This is a genomic window from Bradyrhizobium sp. ISRA430, from assembly GCF_029909975.1.
Taxonomy (GTDB): domain Bacteria; phylum Pseudomonadota; class Alphaproteobacteria; order Rhizobiales; family Xanthobacteraceae; genus Bradyrhizobium.
The window spans coordinates 6,175,453-6,189,624 of record NZ_CP094516.1; the positions used below are offsets into that span (position 1 = coordinate 6,175,453).

Below are 14,172 nucleotides of genomic sequence, written 5' to 3' on the forward strand. Positions count from 1 at the left end.
ACTCGTACGTAGATAAGAAAAAGGCCCGCATTCCTGCGGGCCCTCCGTCTACCAGCGATAGCCGCCGGTGCCGAAGCTGAACGTCACGCCGGGACCGCCGCCGTAATAGCCATACGGTCCGCCTCCATAATAGCCGCGCCGCGGATAGTAGCCGTAGCTGCGATAGTGCGGACGATAATAGCCGTGATGGCGCCAGTGATGACCATAGTGGTGCCCGCGCCAGTGATGGTGATAGTGCCGGTGTTGCGCGCTGATGTCGGTTGATTGGCTGCGTTGTGATTGGTTGCCTTGCGCGTTCTGCGTGGCCTTGCCGTTATTGGCCGCGTGAGCCACAGAACCGCCAGCCAACGCCGCGGCACCAACAGCCATCGCGACAAAGAGATACTTCATGTCATCACTCCAGTTGAGAAGTCGTGTGATAACAGACATGCGTCCGCAACGTTCCGGCGTCGAAACGACGCAGAGCTCAGTTCCGATCAACGCGTGTGAATGACTGAGTCCCGCGCGATTTATTGTCGCATGATGGCGTGTCCGCCTCGCAATCGCTTCATTGTCATGCCGCGGCGAGCGCCGCGATGACGTCATCCGTGGAGGCGATGCGGGCAAACTCGCCGTTGAGGTTCGACAACGTCATCGCATGGATCGCCTCGGCCGAATGCGCATCGCCATCGGGCCCGATCCGGTCGAACGTCCACGTCGCATCGCGCACGAGGCAAGTGTCGAAGCCGAGATTGCCGGCCATCCGCGTCGTCGTCTCGACGCAATGATTGGTGGTGGCGCCGCAGATGATGAGCGTGGTGATGCCGGCGGCGCGTAAGCGGTTCTCGAGGTCGGTGCCGATGAAGGCGCTGTTGACGCGCTTCACGATGACGGGTTCGCCCGGCGCTTCGCGCGCCTCCTCCTTGACTTTGTAGCCGGAACTCTCTGGGCGAAAGGACGAGGTCGGCCGCGTGCCCTCATGGCGGATATGGAAGATGGGCGCGCCGTTCACCCTGAACGCTTTCAGAAGATCGGCGATCCGCGCCACCGCATCCGGATTGTTGCGCCGCTTCCCCGCCGCCTCCCATTCGTCGAACGCGCACTGGACGTCGATGACGATGAGAGCGGTGAGCGATGGCGGGCTGGGCATGGATGAGAGCTTTGCGGAGACGTTGTTGAGGCGAGTATGCGGGGTGCCGACAGGCGCAGGCAACGCGGATTTTCCCTCGTTTCGGGACGGAGGCGTTTGAAGATTGAATCGGCCGTGCGATTGCAATGACACGAAGCCCTGCCACAGAGCACACCGCGCTCCCTCCCCCTTGCGGGGGAGGGCTGGCGAGGGGGGCAGCCCAGGAAATGGTCTGCCCGAAGCCCGCGATGCGAAGCGCCGTTGCTCGAATCGAGAGAGTGTGCCGTGCGGCCCCCCTCCCTGACCCTCCCCCGCAAGGGGGGAGGGAACGTAGCGGTGCGTGTGGATAGAACAATCCCGTAGCCGGGATTTCGTTGTGCTCCATCCGGGCTACAGGTGCGAACGCCGTTACTTGAACGGATCCTGGATCGATGGCGCCGACTGCCTGATCCGGCGCACGCTCACCGGCGTGCCGTCGGAGACGAACAGCAGCTCGTATCTGCGGCCCTCGGTGTCGGTTGCCGAGCAGGTGATGTCGGAGACTTTCCTGGCGGCGAAATTGCCGGTCTGGCGGCAGATGCCGGTGGAGGCTTGCTCGGCCGGCACCGGCAGGCCGTCGACCCTGGGCCGGTGCTTGGAGTTGAGCAGCATGCGGTCGACCGGCAGCTCGTAGGAATTGTCGTCGGCGCGCTTGCCATTCTCGCCGGAGAACGACACCACATGGCTGTCATCGCTGGGATCGTCGACCGCGACCGAGAAATTGACCCGGCCCTTGTCGCCATGGGCGTAGGCCACCGTCCTGCAGGCGAACGTGCGGCCCGCAATCTTCAGCGTTTTGCATTTGCCGGACATCAGCGCCAAGAGGTCGATCAGAGCGTTCTGCTGCGCCGGCGCGTTGTTGACTGCGATTGGGGTGGAAGAGTCGGCAAAACAGGGGCTTGCGAAAGCTACGAGGGTCGCGGCGAGAACCGATCGGCGGAAGCGCATCGTCAGGCTCGCTTGCCAAGGTTGCGATCCCATTGTCTCCGCCAAGCCTGTCTGAAATACCACCGCACCACCTATCGGCGATTCGTCCGATCGCCCCAACCTGCGCCGGCGGGCACTTGCCGCCAGCCCCATGTTTTTTTCGTGGCAGAGGCGGGTGCGAACTATGCAGCCCGCTTCATCGTCCGTGCGAAGGCCGGATAAGTCTCGGCAAGCTCATCGAGAATCCGTCCGCGCAGCAGCGCCAGCGTCGCGGTATCGGGCTGCGGCGTCTCGCGCACGACATCCGGCTCTTCATAGGCGAAGCCGGTGTTCTCGCGGATATCGGCCGGCGTGAAGGGCGGATGCACCGAGCGCAGCGAGAAGCCGCCTGCCTCGCGGTCGAAGTCGAACAGCGCCATGTTGGTCAGGAGCGCATAGGGGCCGCCGCGGCGCGGGACCTCCGGCGTGATCGCCCGTGCGCTGACGAAATCGACCTTCGGCACGAACACACGGGACGAGTGCTCCTCGCGAAACAGGATCACGCGCGGGATGAGGTGATAGAGAAAAGCCGAGCCGAACGAGCCGGGCCAGCGCACGTCGGTTTTCGGATAGTCGCCGGTGCCGACCAGATTGATGTTGCCCTCGCCGTCGATCTGGCCGCCGCCGAGGAAGAAGGCATCGACGCGGCCCTGCGCCGCGCAGTCGAACAGCTCGATGCCGCCATTGGTGAAGAAGTTGTGCTGCTGCGATCCCAAAATGGAAATGCGCACCGGCGGCTTGCCGTCGCGCTCGTTGCGCGCGCGCAGCAGCATCGCGCCGGCCGCGGGGATCGGCGAGGATGCGCCGACCGCGACGTGACTGATACCGTCGAGCAGATCGGCGATGGTGGCGATCAGGATCTCGCGCCGCTCGCGTTCGGATGACATCGTTCACGCCACCTGCTTGCGATGCGACAGGAAGGCCGAGAGGTAGGCGCGAAAGCCCTCGTCGCTGCGCGCCATCGCTGCGTAGCGGGCGATCTCGGCCTCGTCGGCCGGATATTCGTCCCACAGCGCGAGCGGCCAGGCGCCGCGCTCGGCGACTGCGATGGCGTCGACATAGAGCGAGGGCAGCACGCCGGCGGCGGAGTCTTCCGTTTCCAGCAAGTTGCGGTCGACGATGCGCTCGACGGTGACCAGCGTTTTCCGCGCGGCATAGGCCATGGTTGCGAGCTCGCGGAAGCGGCCGATCCTGACGTTGCCGGCACGGTCGGCCTCCGGTGCATGGAACAGCGCGACGTCGGGCGTAATCGCCGGCACCACGACCACCTTGCGCGCCTCGCCGACCGGACTGTCGATCACCTTCCAGTCGGGGCGTACGTTGAGCAGGTCGCTGCCGATGATGCCGGCGATCGGCATGAAGGGGACGCCGTGCTGTGCCGCCATGAGACCTGCATGAATCGCGGGGCAGGTGGCATCGCGCAAGGTCACGGAGCCGGCCCGCACGGCGGCGCAGAAACGTGGCGCGCCGCCGGCTTCGCCGAGCGATATGGCACTGGTCTCGAGCGTGGCGACCGCGCCGGCACCGATCAGAAGATCGGCCTGTAGGCCGCTGATGGGGACGCAGACCAGATGGAGGTTGTCGATGCCGGCCTCGATGAGGCCTGCGGTCGCGGCCATCGCAACGCCGGAGCGATCGACGGGAACGGCCAGCGACTGCCCCCATGCGACGTGGGCGACCAGCGCCTCCAGTGCAACGATCTCGGTCATGGGCGTCCTCCGGTCTGTTTTCGTGATCCTGCCTCAAGCCATCGCTGCCTGCCAGCGTGTATCGCGCAAGGATGGGCGGCGGTGCAAGCGGGCGTCGAGCAGGGTGCGGGCGCGGGGGAGATCGCCGCTGCGCATCAGCGCGACGATGAAAGTGTCCTCGATCAGCTCGCGCTGGGCATGGCTGCCGCCGATGCGCACGACCTCGGCGATGACGGGCGCGAGGATTTGCACGCAAGTCACATAGTCTTCTTCGGCGAAGGCCGTCATCGCGCGGCAGATCGCCGGCACCACGGGCCCGGCCGGCAGCTTGTCGTCGGCGAGCCGCTGCTCGATCACGGCAAGGCGTGCGGCGAGCGCCGCGCGGTTCTGCGTCGCCGCCGCGAACAGCGCTATGTGGACGTCGGCGAACGGGATGCTCGATTTCGGGAATAGCTTTTGCGCGGCGGCATCGGCCTCGGTCCAGAGCGTCGGCGGCACCGCGTGGCCGTAAGCCGCGAGGCGCCACAACAGCGAGGCGCCGTCGGTGATCACGTTGAGCGGCGGCGCTTGCGTCACCCGCGGCTGCAGCACATCGGCATAGATCGCGAGCGCGCGCGTCGCATCGCCATGCTCGAGCGCGCCGAGCGCCTGGTGCCAGCGGATATGGCCGTGTAGGATGCCGGCGCGGCCGTAAGCGGGAATCCAGTCGTCGACGAGACGATCGGCCTCGTCGATCGAGCCGTCCTCGAACATCGCATGCAGCACCGCATGCGCAGCATGGGCGTTCTGCCGCCGGAGGCTGAAGCCGCGCTCGGTGACGGGGCGGCCACGGGCGACGTCGCCGTTCTCGGTCATGGCCCAGCCGTACAGCGTCAGGAACCACCAGTCCTCGCCATAATGCTTTGCGACGCGCTCGCACAGCTCCTGCCGCGCGCGGTCGTGATCGGCCATGCCGGAGAAGGCGAACAGGCCGAACGCGCCGAGCGGCAGCGACAGCACCACGGCATCGCGCGGCCAGCTCTCGATATGCTGCAGCGTCGCCGCCAGCGCCTCGGGCAGCCGGCCCTCGACAGAGAGCGCCAGCGTCTCGACATGCGAACGCTCGCGCTCCGTGCCGCGCTTTGCCACGAGCTCGCGCGCGACCGTCGCTTTTTGCCGTGCGAGATCGCCCTGCTGATAGAACGCGTGCAGCCGTGCCCGTGCGATGTGCGCCAGTGCGAAATCCGGATCGGCCGTGATCGCACGCTCCAGCGCCTCCGCCGTGCCGGTCCAGCCCGCGAGCATGAGGTCGACGCCTTCGCGATAGGCGGATGCTGCCGCGTCGGATGCGGTGGAGAGCGGCAGCCCGTAGCGATCCTCTTGCGTCATCGTCGTCTCCCCCCTCAGGTGCTCCGCGCGCGCCGTCCCTCGATCGGATAGGCCGGGTCGTTGTAGCCCGGCGTCGACGGATGGCCCGGCGTCACCAGGGCATCGATCAACGCCTCGTCCTCGCCGCTGAAGCGATAGTCGAGCGCGCGGATATAGTCATCCCACTGCTCCTCGGTGCGAGGGCCGGCGATGACGGAGGTGACGAAGGCGGAGTTCAGCACCCAGGCGACCGCGAACTGGCCGGCGGTGATGCCCCGCTTTTCGGCGTGGCTCTTGATCTCCTGTGCGAGCTGGAGCGATTCCGGCCGCCATTCCGTCTGCATCATGCGGGTGTCGTTGCGGCCCGCGCGCGTCTCCTTGTCCGGTGCTGCGTCGGGGCGGTATTTGCCGGTGAGCACGCCGCGCGCCAGCGGGCTGTAGGGCACGATGCCGAGGCCGTAATAGCCGCAGGCCGGGAAGTGCTCGACCTCCGGCATGCGATTCATCGCGTTGTAATAGGGCTGGCTCACCGCCGGCCTGTCGATCCCGAGCCGGTCGCAGATGTTGCAGATCTCGGCGACGCGCCAGGCACGGTAGTTCGAGACGCCGAAGTAGCGCACCTTGCCGGCGCGGATCAGGTCGCCCATTGCGCGCACCGTCTCCTCCATTGGCGTCGCGTGGTCTTCCTTGTGCAGATAGTAGACGTCGATGTGATCGGTGCCGAGCCGCATCAAGCTTTCATCCGCCGCCTGCAGCACCCAGCGCCGCGACAGCCCGCCGCGATTGGGATCCTCGCCCATGGGATTGGCGAGCTTCGTTGCCAGCACCCAGGCCCGGCGATTGCTTGCAATGGCGCGTCCCACCACCTCCTCGGATGCGCCCTTCGAATAGGCATCCGCCGTATCGATGAAGTTGATGCCGGCCTCGTGCGCTTTCGCGATGATTCGTTTCGAGGCCGCCTCATCCGTCGGCCCGCCGAACATCATGCTGCCGAGACAGATCGGCGACACCTTGAGGCCACTGCGGCCGAGCTGGCGGTATTGCATAGGCGGATCCTTGCTGCTTCCTCAGACAGCAGCATAACCGCCTGACCCCGTCATTGCGAGCGCAGTGAGCAATCCAGCAATGTCGCTTGCGGTGAGTTTTTGGATTGCTTCGCTGCGCTCGCAATGACGAGTTTTGGGGGCGGCTCGCACCTTCTCAGTCGTCATCGCCCGACTTGATCGGGCGATCCAGTATTCCAGAGCCAGAGATGTGATACGGAGAAGCCGCAGCGTACTGGATTCCCCGCTTTCGCGGGGAATGACAGCGGTGGTGTGGAAGCACTTTCCGCCACGACTTCCGGAGTGATGGGGTCCCGGCCTTCGCCGGGACGACAGGGGAGCATGTGGCTAACGGCCGTGGCTACTCTGAAGTCTGGCCTACTCCGGCCCCTTCAAAATCTTGAACACACCATTCGCCATCACGATGCAGCGGTCGTCGACCGTCACTTCGGTGCTCATGAAGATGAGGCTGCGCGTGGTGCGCACCACGCGGGGGCGGGAGATCAGGATGTCGCCGATCTTGCCGGCCTCGACGAAATGCGTGTCGAGCTGCACCGTCGCCATGTACTGCTTGCCGGTCTCGTAGCGGGCCGTCATGCCGCAGGTGCGGTCGGCGAAGGTCATCATCACGCCGCCCTGGACCATGCCGCGGCGATTGTGGTGCTTGTCCTCCGTGGCCAGCGCGAACTCATAGTGGCCGTCGACCTTGCGCTCCCATAGCGGACCGATCAGGTGCATGAAGCCGGTGGTCTCGACGGTGGTCCAGCCGTCGTGCTTCAGCCTTGCGGCGGTCTTGTCGATCATGCCGGCGTCCATTTCCCCGAGGGCATTGCGAGCGCATTTCATCGGGGCCGGACCTGGTGTAGTCAAGCACCATGAGACCCTTCGATGATGCCACCAGGCGGAATATCGCGGCCGCCTGCGCCGCTTTCACGCGCCTGCCGGAGAATGGCGAGGCCTCAGTGCTGAAGCGCGCGGCGGTGGTCGTCGCGCTGACGAGAGCGCGCGAGGGCGGCGAGACCGCGTTCCTGCTGACACGGCGCGCATCACACCTGCGCGCGCATCGCGGCCAGTGGGCGCTGCCGGGTGGACGCTGCGACGCCGGCGAGACGCCGGTCGAAGCGGCGCTGCGCGAGCTCGACGAAGAGCTGAACCTCAAGCTCGGGGTGGGTGAGGTGCTCGGCCTGCTCGACGACTATCCGACCCGCTCGGGCTATCTGATCACGCCGGTCGTGGTCTGGGCTGCCGACGGTGCCGCGATCAGGCCGAATCCGGGTGAAGTCGCCTCAGTGCATCGCATCGCGCTCGCGACGATCGAGCGCGCGGAGGCCTTCGACTTCGTCGCAATTCCCGAAAGCACGCGCCGCGTGATCCGCTTCCATCAGCAGGAGAGGCTGATCCACGCGCCGACCGCGGCCCTGATCTATCAGTTCCGCGAGGTGCTGGCCGGGCGCCAGACCCGCGTCACCGATCTGGAACAGCCGGTATTCGCCTGGAAGTGACGATGGTAAACGGCGCGTTAACGTGACGGTTACCGGAGGCTTGCTACAAGGAAGCATGCATCACATCCCGATTCGACGTGTCTTGAGGCTGGTTCCATTCGCGCTCGTCCTGCTTGCGCCCGCAGCGCCTGCCCAGGATTCGGCCGCGCTGCCGCCAGCCGTCAGCAATGCCATGGCGCAAGCCTCGCCGCAGGCGATCGCCGAATATCGCCGCAAGCTCGCAGAGTATCTGGAGGCGCGCGCCGCCTTCGACGCCGAGGCCGGCGCCTATTGGAGCCAGATCGCCGAGAAGCGGCGCACCCGTAACGCCAAGCGTCGCAGCGGTCAGCAGGTGACGCTTGATGACTATGTGCTGGAGCATCCGCCGCTCTATACCGGGCCGAAGCGGCCAGTGAACCCGGAGCCGGAGGAGGCGCCGGAGCGCCCCGCCCGAAAGCCGATTCCCGTGGTTGCCGATTTCCTGCGCGCGGCGCAGGAGCAATATCAGTTCACGCCGCAGCGTCCCGCCTCCGAGATCGAGTTCAAGCGCGCTTATGCCCGCTACGCGCTCGCCTCAGGGCTTACGCGCGAGCAGGCGGTGCGGGTCTATTCGTTCGAGACCGGCGGCACCGGCAGTTACGACGTGCAATCGGGAATTGAACATGGCGGCAAGCGCGCAATCTCGACCGCGGTCGGCTACAACCAGTTGCTGACGACCAACAGCGTCGAGCTGCTGGCCGAGCAGGGCCACGAATTCATCCGTGCGCTCGGTGAGAAGGTGGCGCAGAGCTCGGGGCCGGCGCGCAAAGCGCTGGAGTACAAGCTCAGCGTCCTGAAGCGCATGGTGGCATACGCGAAGTCGGTGCCCGACACCTGGTCGGAGCACGAGAAGATCGGCAACACCGCGCAGGGCTGGGCCATGCATGCGATGGTGCTCGACATCGATGTCGGGCCGATGCTGCAGACCCACAAGCTGTTGACCTCGGTGCTGTTCGCCCGGGCCAAGGGCTACACCCGTCCGCTCACCGCCGCCGAGCTCGAGATGATGAACCTCACCGGCGACGGCACCGGGCTCGACATGGTGACGATGCCTTTGGCGATGCGCGGGCAGGTGCCGACCTCGAACTTCTTCCAGCGCGGCGGCTACGAGCGCAACCCGGTCGCGATCCGGCACAATACGGTGGCAAAGCTGCTCGCGGTGACGGATGCGCGGATGGACAGCAACAGCAGCAATGCCGGTGCGCGGGAATTGGCGGGGGTGTTCTAGCCATTCGCGAGCTGCCGTAGGGTTGCGTTAGCCAACGGGTCCGCGCGAAGCGCGGCCCGATGACAGGCTCCGCGTAACCCACCAAGCATGTCTCCGCGAAAGCTAAAGCGGTGGGTTACGCCAGCGGACTGCGCTTCGCGCAGCCGCGGGGCTAACCCACCCAACGATTGCCTGTCATGCCCCGGCTTGCCGCCTTCGCTGAAGCTTTGGCGGCCGAGCACCCTTGTGGCCCGGCGTAGCCTTGGCGGAGCCGGGACCGGGGCATCCAGTACGCCGCGGCTTCTCCCTATCCCATCGCTGTCTCTGGAATACTGGATCACCCGCTTTCGCGGGCGATGACACCGAGTGTGTGCGGCGGTCGCGCCGCCCCTTACTGATCCGGCCCGAACTTGAACCGGCCGTCGCCTTCGAGATAGGGGCCGGTGCGCATGTAGAGCTGGCCGTTGTGGCCGATGAAGAACAGCGTGCCCCTCGGCACCTTCTTGGCGCCCTTCAAGAGCTCCCCGGCATTGCTGGTGCCCATCTTGTAGGAAAAGGTCTTGCCCTCCTTGTCATAGGCATAGCCCATGTCGGGCTTGAGCTCCCACGGCGTCGCCGCTGTCTGCGCGAGCGCCGGCGCGGCGAGCGTGCCGAGCAAGGCTGCGATTGCAATTGCCTTCGTTGAAAATGCCATCTTCCATCCTCCCCTTGAATCGGGGCGAGCAGGCTTGAACAAATCACGAACGGCGTTTCCGGGTCAATCCGCCATCGGCACAGCGGTGCATCACGTCTTGCCCAGCAGTTTGTGATTTTCCCTTCGTCCCCGCGCGACTATGTTCCGCTTTCCGTTTAGAACGCAACTCGACAAAAAATTTGGTGGGGATGATTCGGATGCGTCATGTCATTAAAATCTGCTCGGCTGCAGCGCTGTCGCTGGTGACGTTTGCGCCGGTGGCCAGTGCCGATGATTACCAGCTCAGCCACAACCAGAGGATTTCGTGCAGCCGCGGCCTTGCCCCAGGCAAGCTCAACACCGCGACCTGCAAGTCCTACACCTACCTCTTCAACACCAAGACCTCGGAATATTTCCGCTGCCAGGTCTCGCTGGCACTGACCCGCGACAACAAGGAAGTGATCAACGTGCAGACCGACGGCGGCTGCACCAAGAAGCCGCGTATCTTCGAGGCCGACGGCCGTTATGATTTCGACGCGACCGAGACCGAGCCGCCGAACACCAACTCGTTCTTCGGGCCCGGCGGCTATTCGGTCTGGGCCGCCGACGTCACCGCGCAGAAAATCCGCGGCTGCATCATCATCTCCTCCGGCCTCGGCTCCGATATCTCCAAGTGCCTGGACATGACCTTCCAGTAAGATCTGCCAGTAACGATGGTGCACGCCGAACCTGAGACGTTCGGGCGCGCCTCTTACGGGCCGGCTGCGCCACGTCGCCGCACCCCGGCAAAAGCGCGACGAGATTGATCACCTCTCCCTACACGAGAGGTGATCCACGCCCGGGGTTCGGTTCCCCAAAAACAGCCGCTTCCCGCAGCCCTGTTTTGCCTTTTGGATGGGTTGACCCGCTTCTCCCGTCCGGCCAATTTCGCCGCCGTTTGGGGAGTTCAAATATCATGAAATTGAAGTTTTTCGGCGTGGCCGCGGCTCTTGCTCTGGCGGCGTCGGCACCTAGCGCGCATGCGCAGTCGTTCATCAACGTCCTGACCGGCGGCACCTCCGGCGTTTACTATCCGCTCGGGGTCGCGATCGGGAAGATCTACGGCGACAAGATTCCGAACGTGAAGACGCAGGTGCAAGCCACCAAGGCGTCGGTCGAAAATCTCATCCTGCTGCAGCAGGGCCGCGGCGAGCTGGCGTTCACGCTGGGTGACTCGCTCAAGGCCGCCTGGGAAGGCGACGAGGAAGCCGGGTTCAAGAACAAGCTCGACAAGCTGCGCACGATCGGCGCGATCTATCCGAACTACATCCAGATCGTCGCCACCGCCGACTCCGGCATCAAGACGCTGGCGGACCTCAAGGGCAAGAGCCTGTCGGTCGGCGCGCCGAAATCCGGAACCGAGCTCAATTCGCGCGCGATCCTCGCCGCCGCCGGCATGAGCTACAAGGATCTCGGCAAGGTGGAGTATCTGCCCTTCGCCGAATCCGTCGACCTCATGAAGAACCGGCAACTCAATGCGACGCTGCAATCGGCCGGCCTCGGCGTCGCCTCGCTGAAGGATCTCTCCACGTCGAGCCCGATCACGGTGGTGGCGGTGCCGAAGGAGACCGTCGACAAGATCGGTCCGCCCTTCATCTCGACGATCATTCCCGCCAACACCTATACCGGCCAGGACAAGGACGTGCCGACTGCGGCCGTGGTCAATTATCTCGTGACCAGCTCGGCGGTTTCGGATGATCTCGCCTATCAGATGACCAAGCTGGTCTATGAGTCGCTGCCGGAACTCGCCAACGCGCATGCGGCCGGCAAGGAGATCAAGCTCGAAACGGCCGCCAGCGGCAGCCCGGTTCCGCTCCACCCCGGCGCGATCCGCTATTACAAGGAAAAGGGGCTGATCAAGTAGGCTCTATCCGTCGACGTCATGCCCGGGCAGAAGCGCGTCTTCGCGCAGATGTCCCGGGCATGAACGTTCTTGGAAGCACCGTAAGCCGTGGATGGCCGGGACAAGCCCGGCCATGACGGTGTGGTGAGCGGGAGCTCAATGTTATAAGCGCCACGGATGATGGGCGCGGGGACATATCGATGTTGCAGGCAGAGGGCGCGGAAGCGCCCATCAAGGTTGAATTCGACAATTTCGAGCACGGCTTTCCGGAAGGGTTCGGCCCGGGCTGGTGGGGCAATCTCGCCTACTGGATCGGGATCGCCTTTGCCTGCTTCCAGCTCTATGTCGCCGCCTTCAACTACCTGCCGAGCCAGGTGGTGCGTGGCGTCCATGTCGGCTTCCTGCTGCTGCTCACCTTCGGCCTGATCGCCAATTTCACCGCGAAGAGCGATCTGGGCCGCGCCTTCGGCTGGCTGATCGGCGGCGCCGGCTTTCTCTGCGGTCTCTATCAATGGATCTTCTATGCCGACCTGATCGCGCGCGACGGCGATCCGACGCGGCTTGATCTCGCGGTCGGCACGCTGCTCGCGGTGCTGATCTTCGAGGGCACGCGGCGTCTTATGGGCGCGGCGCTGCCGCTGATGTGCGGCGCCTGTCTGGTCTACTGGTTCTTCGGCCAGTACCTGCCGTCGCCGCTCAACCATCGCGGCTACGACTTCGACCAGATCGTCACGCATTTGTCCTTCGGCACCGAAGGCTTTTACGGCGTGCCGATCTACGTCTCGGCGACCTACATCTTCCTGTTCATCCTGTTCGGCTCGTTCCTGGAGCGCGCCGGCATGATCCAGCTCTTCACCGACGTCTCGCTCGGCCTGTTCGGGCGCACCCGCGGCGGTCCGGCGAAGGTCGCCGTGTTCGCCTCGGGCATGATGGGCACGATCTCCGGCTCGGGCGTCGCCAACGTCGTCACCGTCGGCCAGTTCACGATTCCGCTGATGATCAAGTTCGGCTACCGCCGCGCCTTCGCGGCCGGTGTCGAGGCCACGGCCTCGATGGGCGGACAGATCATGCCGCCGGTGATGGGCGCGGTCGCCTTCATCATGGCGGAGACGCTCGGCGTCGCATACTCGGAGATCGTCAAAGCCGCCGCGATCCCCGCCGTCCTCTATTTCGCCTCCGCCTTCTGGATGGTGCATCTGGAGGCCGGCAAGCATGGCCTCACCGGCATGAAGCGCTCGGAGATTCCGAGCGCCTGGAAGGCGCTGGTGACGCGCTGGTATCTCGTGCTGCCGCTCGCCGCCCTCGTCTATATGCTGTTCGAGGGCTTTACGCCGCTCTACGCCGGCAGCATGGGCCTCGCGCTGACGGTGGCGTTGATCCTGGGCGCCAGCATCACGGCGGGTCTCCCGGTCACGGCCATCCGCTACATCTTCTGGATCGGCCTCGCGCTCGTCGTCGCCGCGCTCTCGCGCGACGGCCTGCAGATCGTGCCGGTCGCCAGCGTCGTCGTCGCGCTGATCGTGATCACCGCCTTCGTTCGCGGCGGCGTTGCGGCCTTGCGTGCCTGCCGCAACTCGCTGGCCGAGAGCGCGAAATCCGCCATCACCGTCGGCATGGCCTGCGCCATCGTTGGCGTCATCATCGGCATGATGTCGCAGACCGGCGTCGGCACCATCTTCGGCGGCTGGGTGATCGGGCTTGGCGAGAAGAGCCTGTTCCTGGCGCTGATCATGACCATGCTGCTGTCGATCCTGCTCGGCACTGGCATTCCGACGATCCCGACCTACATCATCACCGCTGCGCTCGCCGCCCCCGCGCTCGCCAAACTTGGCGTGCCACTGATCGCGAGCCACATGTTCGCCTTCTACTACGGCATCATGGCTGATCTCTCGCCTCCGGTCGCGCTGGCCGCGCTTGCGGCGGCGCCGATCGCGAAGGAGAATCCCGACAAGATCGGCTGGGAAGCGATGCGCATTGCGCTCGCCGGCTACGTCATTCCCTTCATCTTCGTCTATTCGCCCGCCCTGATGTTGCAGGCCGGCGATCCCATGGCCGCAAAGCTCGGCTTCTACGGCGCGGTGGCGCTCGCCAGCTTCAAGGCGCTGGTGTCGATCGCGCTGTTCGGGATGGTCGCGATCGGCTTCCTGTACACGCGGCTGACCTTGATCGAACGTCTGGTCGCGCTCGGCGCCGCGCTTTGCCTGCTCGGCGACTTCCCGTTCAGCGACACTGCGGGCTTCGTGCTCTGTGCTGCCCTCGTGCTGTGGCAATGGCGGCAGCGCCCACCGGCAGCGATCGAGGCGGTGTGAGCCTCTGCTTCGCCACGGCGGCAGGTGTGAAGGCGCTGGCGCTTACCGCCTTCACGCTGGTCTGGACGCATTCGATCGCGAAGGTCGACTGGCAGGAGGACTGGCGCGTCACCGCCGCCGGCCTCGAACTGGTGCAGGCGAGGGTGAAAGGTACGGGCCCCGGCATGGAGCCGCCGCCGGATGCGCGGCTCGTTGACGGCTGGTTTCAATGGCAGCCGAAACGCGCACCCGTGCAGGAAGTCGTGCTCGGCAATTCCGGCGCGGCCGGCGAATGGCGCTTGTGCCATGACGGCGCTTGCCGGACATTGTCGGAGATCATCGGTCATCCGATCGGTGCTAACGTCACCAAGATGAAGATCTGCAACGATCCGTAGCCCGGATTACGCTGCG

Annotated in this window: 15 protein-coding genes; 6 read left to right on the plus strand and 9 right to left on the minus strand. The window is 65.3% G+C overall.

Features of this window, described 5'->3' with window-relative positions; all coding sequences use genetic code 11:
• Positions 1–48: 48 nt before the first annotated feature.
• From MTX21_RS29295 to MTX21_RS29330, 8 genes are all read right to left on the minus strand, one after another.
• Positions 49–390, minus strand: coding sequence for a hypothetical protein (locus MTX21_RS29295; RefSeq protein ID WP_280968103.1), 342 nt, complete (start codon positions 388–390; stop codon positions 49–51).
• A 163-nt stretch (positions 391–553) separates the two neighbouring features.
• Positions 554–1,129 carry a cysteine hydrolase family protein gene (locus tag MTX21_RS29300; protein ID WP_280970828.1) on the minus strand — a complete coding sequence of 192 codons (576 nt, stop codon included), beginning with the start codon at positions 1,127–1,129 and terminating at the stop codon, positions 554–556.
• 387 nt (positions 1,130–1,516) lie between these two features.
• The gene (locus MTX21_RS29305; RefSeq protein WP_280968104.1) at positions 1,517–2,095 is read right to left on the minus strand and encodes a hypothetical protein; all 579 of its coding nucleotides are present in this window, start codon (positions 2,093–2,095) and stop codon (positions 1,517–1,519) included.
• 161 nt (positions 2,096–2,256) lie between these two features.
• Entirely contained in the window at positions 2,257–3,000 is a 744-nt protein-coding gene (locus MTX21_RS29310; RefSeq protein ID WP_280968105.1) for a CoA-transferase, read from the minus strand.
• Between the two features lie 3 nt (positions 3,001–3,003).
• Positions 3,004–3,822 (minus strand): CoA-transferase, encoded by an 819-nt coding sequence (locus tag MTX21_RS29315; RefSeq protein WP_280968106.1) that lies wholly within the window; start codon positions 3,820–3,822, stop codon positions 3,004–3,006.
• Positions 3,823–3,855: 33 nt separating this feature from the next.
• Complete coding sequence (locus tag MTX21_RS29320; RefSeq protein ID WP_280968107.1) at positions 3,856–5,169, minus strand: tetratricopeptide repeat protein; 1,314 nt, start codon at positions 5,167–5,169, stop codon at positions 3,856–3,858.
• Positions 5,170–5,183: 14 nt separating this feature from the next.
• Positions 5,184–6,194 (minus strand): aldo/keto reductase, encoded by a 1,011-nt coding sequence (locus MTX21_RS29325; protein WP_280968108.1) that lies wholly within the window; start codon positions 6,192–6,194, stop codon positions 5,184–5,186.
• A 375-nt stretch (positions 6,195–6,569) separates the two neighbouring features.
• Positions 6,570–6,995 carry a PaaI family thioesterase gene (locus MTX21_RS29330; protein WP_280968109.1) on the minus strand — a complete coding sequence of 142 codons (426 nt, stop codon included), beginning with the start codon at positions 6,993–6,995 and terminating at the stop codon, positions 6,570–6,572.
• Positions 6,996–7,066: 71 nt separating this feature from the next.
• Between MTX21_RS29330 and MTX21_RS29335 the strand changes: the two genes are divergently transcribed.
• Together MTX21_RS29335 and MTX21_RS29340 are read left to right on the plus strand one after the other, a co-directional pair.
• Positions 7,067–7,693: a CoA pyrophosphatase gene (locus MTX21_RS29335; protein ID WP_280968110.1), complete on the plus strand. Its 627-nt coding sequence runs from the start codon at positions 7,067–7,069 to the stop codon at positions 7,691–7,693.
• Positions 7,694–7,748: 55 nt separating this feature from the next.
• Positions 7,749–8,939, plus strand: coding sequence for a hypothetical protein (locus MTX21_RS29340; protein ID WP_280968111.1), 1,191 nt, complete (start codon positions 7,749–7,751; stop codon positions 8,937–8,939).
• Between the two features lie 370 nt (positions 8,940–9,309).
• Here MTX21_RS29340 and MTX21_RS29345 read toward each other — a convergent pair whose 3' ends face one another.
• Positions 9,310–9,612: a hypothetical protein gene (locus MTX21_RS29345; protein WP_280968112.1), complete on the minus strand. Its 303-nt coding sequence runs from the start codon at positions 9,610–9,612 to the stop codon at positions 9,310–9,312.
• Positions 9,613–9,809: 197 nt separating this feature from the next.
• On the opposite strand from MTX21_RS29345, the gene MTX21_RS29350 reads away from it, so the two are divergent.
• From MTX21_RS29350 to MTX21_RS29365, 4 genes are all read left to right on the plus strand, one after another.
• The gene (locus MTX21_RS29350; protein WP_280968113.1) at positions 9,810–10,289 is read left to right on the plus strand and encodes a hypothetical protein; all 480 of its coding nucleotides are present in this window, start codon (positions 9,810–9,812) and stop codon (positions 10,287–10,289) included.
• A 257-nt stretch (positions 10,290–10,546) separates the two neighbouring features.
• A complete protein-coding gene (locus tag MTX21_RS29355) occupies positions 10,547–11,494 on the plus strand; it encodes a TAXI family TRAP transporter solute-binding subunit (protein WP_280968114.1) in 948 nt (315 codons plus the stop codon).
• A gap of 179 nt (positions 11,495–11,673) precedes the next feature.
• Entirely contained in the window at positions 11,674–13,782 is a 2,109-nt protein-coding gene (locus MTX21_RS29360) for a TRAP transporter permease (protein ID WP_280968115.1), read from the plus strand.
• Positions 13,743–14,156 carry a DUF1850 domain-containing protein gene (locus MTX21_RS29365; RefSeq protein ID WP_280968116.1) on the plus strand — a complete coding sequence of 138 codons (414 nt, stop codon included), beginning with the start codon at positions 13,743–13,745 and terminating at the stop codon, positions 14,154–14,156. Before MTX21_RS29360 ends, MTX21_RS29365 begins: the two co-directional genes overlap by 40 nt.
• Positions 14,157–14,172 lie beyond the last annotated feature (16 nt).

Excerpts from the sequence above, each read along its gene's own strand:
- MTX21_RS29365 (WP_280968116.1), top strand. The coding sequence starts at position 13,743 with ATGGCGGCAGCGCCCACCGGCAGCGATCGAGGCGGTGTGAGCCTCTGC.
- MTX21_RS29335 (WP_280968110.1), top strand. The coding sequence starts at position 7,067 with ATGAGACCCTTCGATGATGCCACCAGGCGGAATATCGCGGCCGCCTGC.
- MTX21_RS29355 (WP_280968114.1), top strand. The coding sequence starts at position 10,547 with ATGAAATTGAAGTTTTTCGGCGTGGCCGCGGCTCTTGCTCTGGCGGCG.
- MTX21_RS29310 (WP_280968105.1), bottom strand. The coding sequence starts at position 3,000 with ATGTCATCCGAACGCGAGCGGCGCGAGATCCTGATCGCCACCATCGCC.
- MTX21_RS29295 (WP_280968103.1), bottom strand. The coding sequence starts at position 390 with ATGAAGTATCTCTTTGTCGCGATGGCTGTTGGTGCCGCGGCGTTGGCT.
- MTX21_RS29345 (WP_280968112.1), bottom strand. The coding sequence starts at position 9,612 with ATGGCATTTTCAACGAAGGCAATTGCAATCGCAGCCTTGCTCGGCACG.
- MTX21_RS29305 (WP_280968104.1), bottom strand. The coding sequence starts at position 2,095 with ATGCGCTTCCGCCGATCGGTTCTCGCCGCGACCCTCGTAGCTTTCGCA.
- MTX21_RS29330 (WP_280968109.1), bottom strand. The coding sequence starts at position 6,995 with ATGATCGACAAGACCGCCGCAAGGCTGAAGCACGACGGCTGGACCACC.
- MTX21_RS29300 (WP_280970828.1), bottom strand. The coding sequence starts at position 1,129 with ATGCCCAGCCCGCCATCGCTCACCGCTCTCATCGTCATCGACGTCCAG.
- MTX21_RS29315 (WP_280968106.1), bottom strand. The coding sequence starts at position 3,822 with ATGACCGAGATCGTTGCACTGGAGGCGCTGGTCGCCCACGTCGCATGG.
- MTX21_RS29350 (WP_280968113.1), top strand. The coding sequence starts at position 9,810 with ATGCGTCATGTCATTAAAATCTGCTCGGCTGCAGCGCTGTCGCTGGTG.
- MTX21_RS29320 (WP_280968107.1), bottom strand. The coding sequence starts at position 5,169 with ATGACGCAAGAGGATCGCTACGGGCTGCCGCTCTCCACCGCATCCGAC.
- MTX21_RS29325 (WP_280968108.1), bottom strand. The coding sequence starts at position 6,194 with ATGCAATACCGCCAGCTCGGCCGCAGTGGCCTCAAGGTGTCGCCGATC.
- MTX21_RS29340 (WP_280968111.1), top strand. The coding sequence starts at position 7,749 with ATGCATCACATCCCGATTCGACGTGTCTTGAGGCTGGTTCCATTCGCG.
- MTX21_RS29360 (WP_280968115.1), top strand. The coding sequence starts at position 11,674 with ATGTTGCAGGCAGAGGGCGCGGAAGCGCCCATCAAGGTTGAATTCGAC.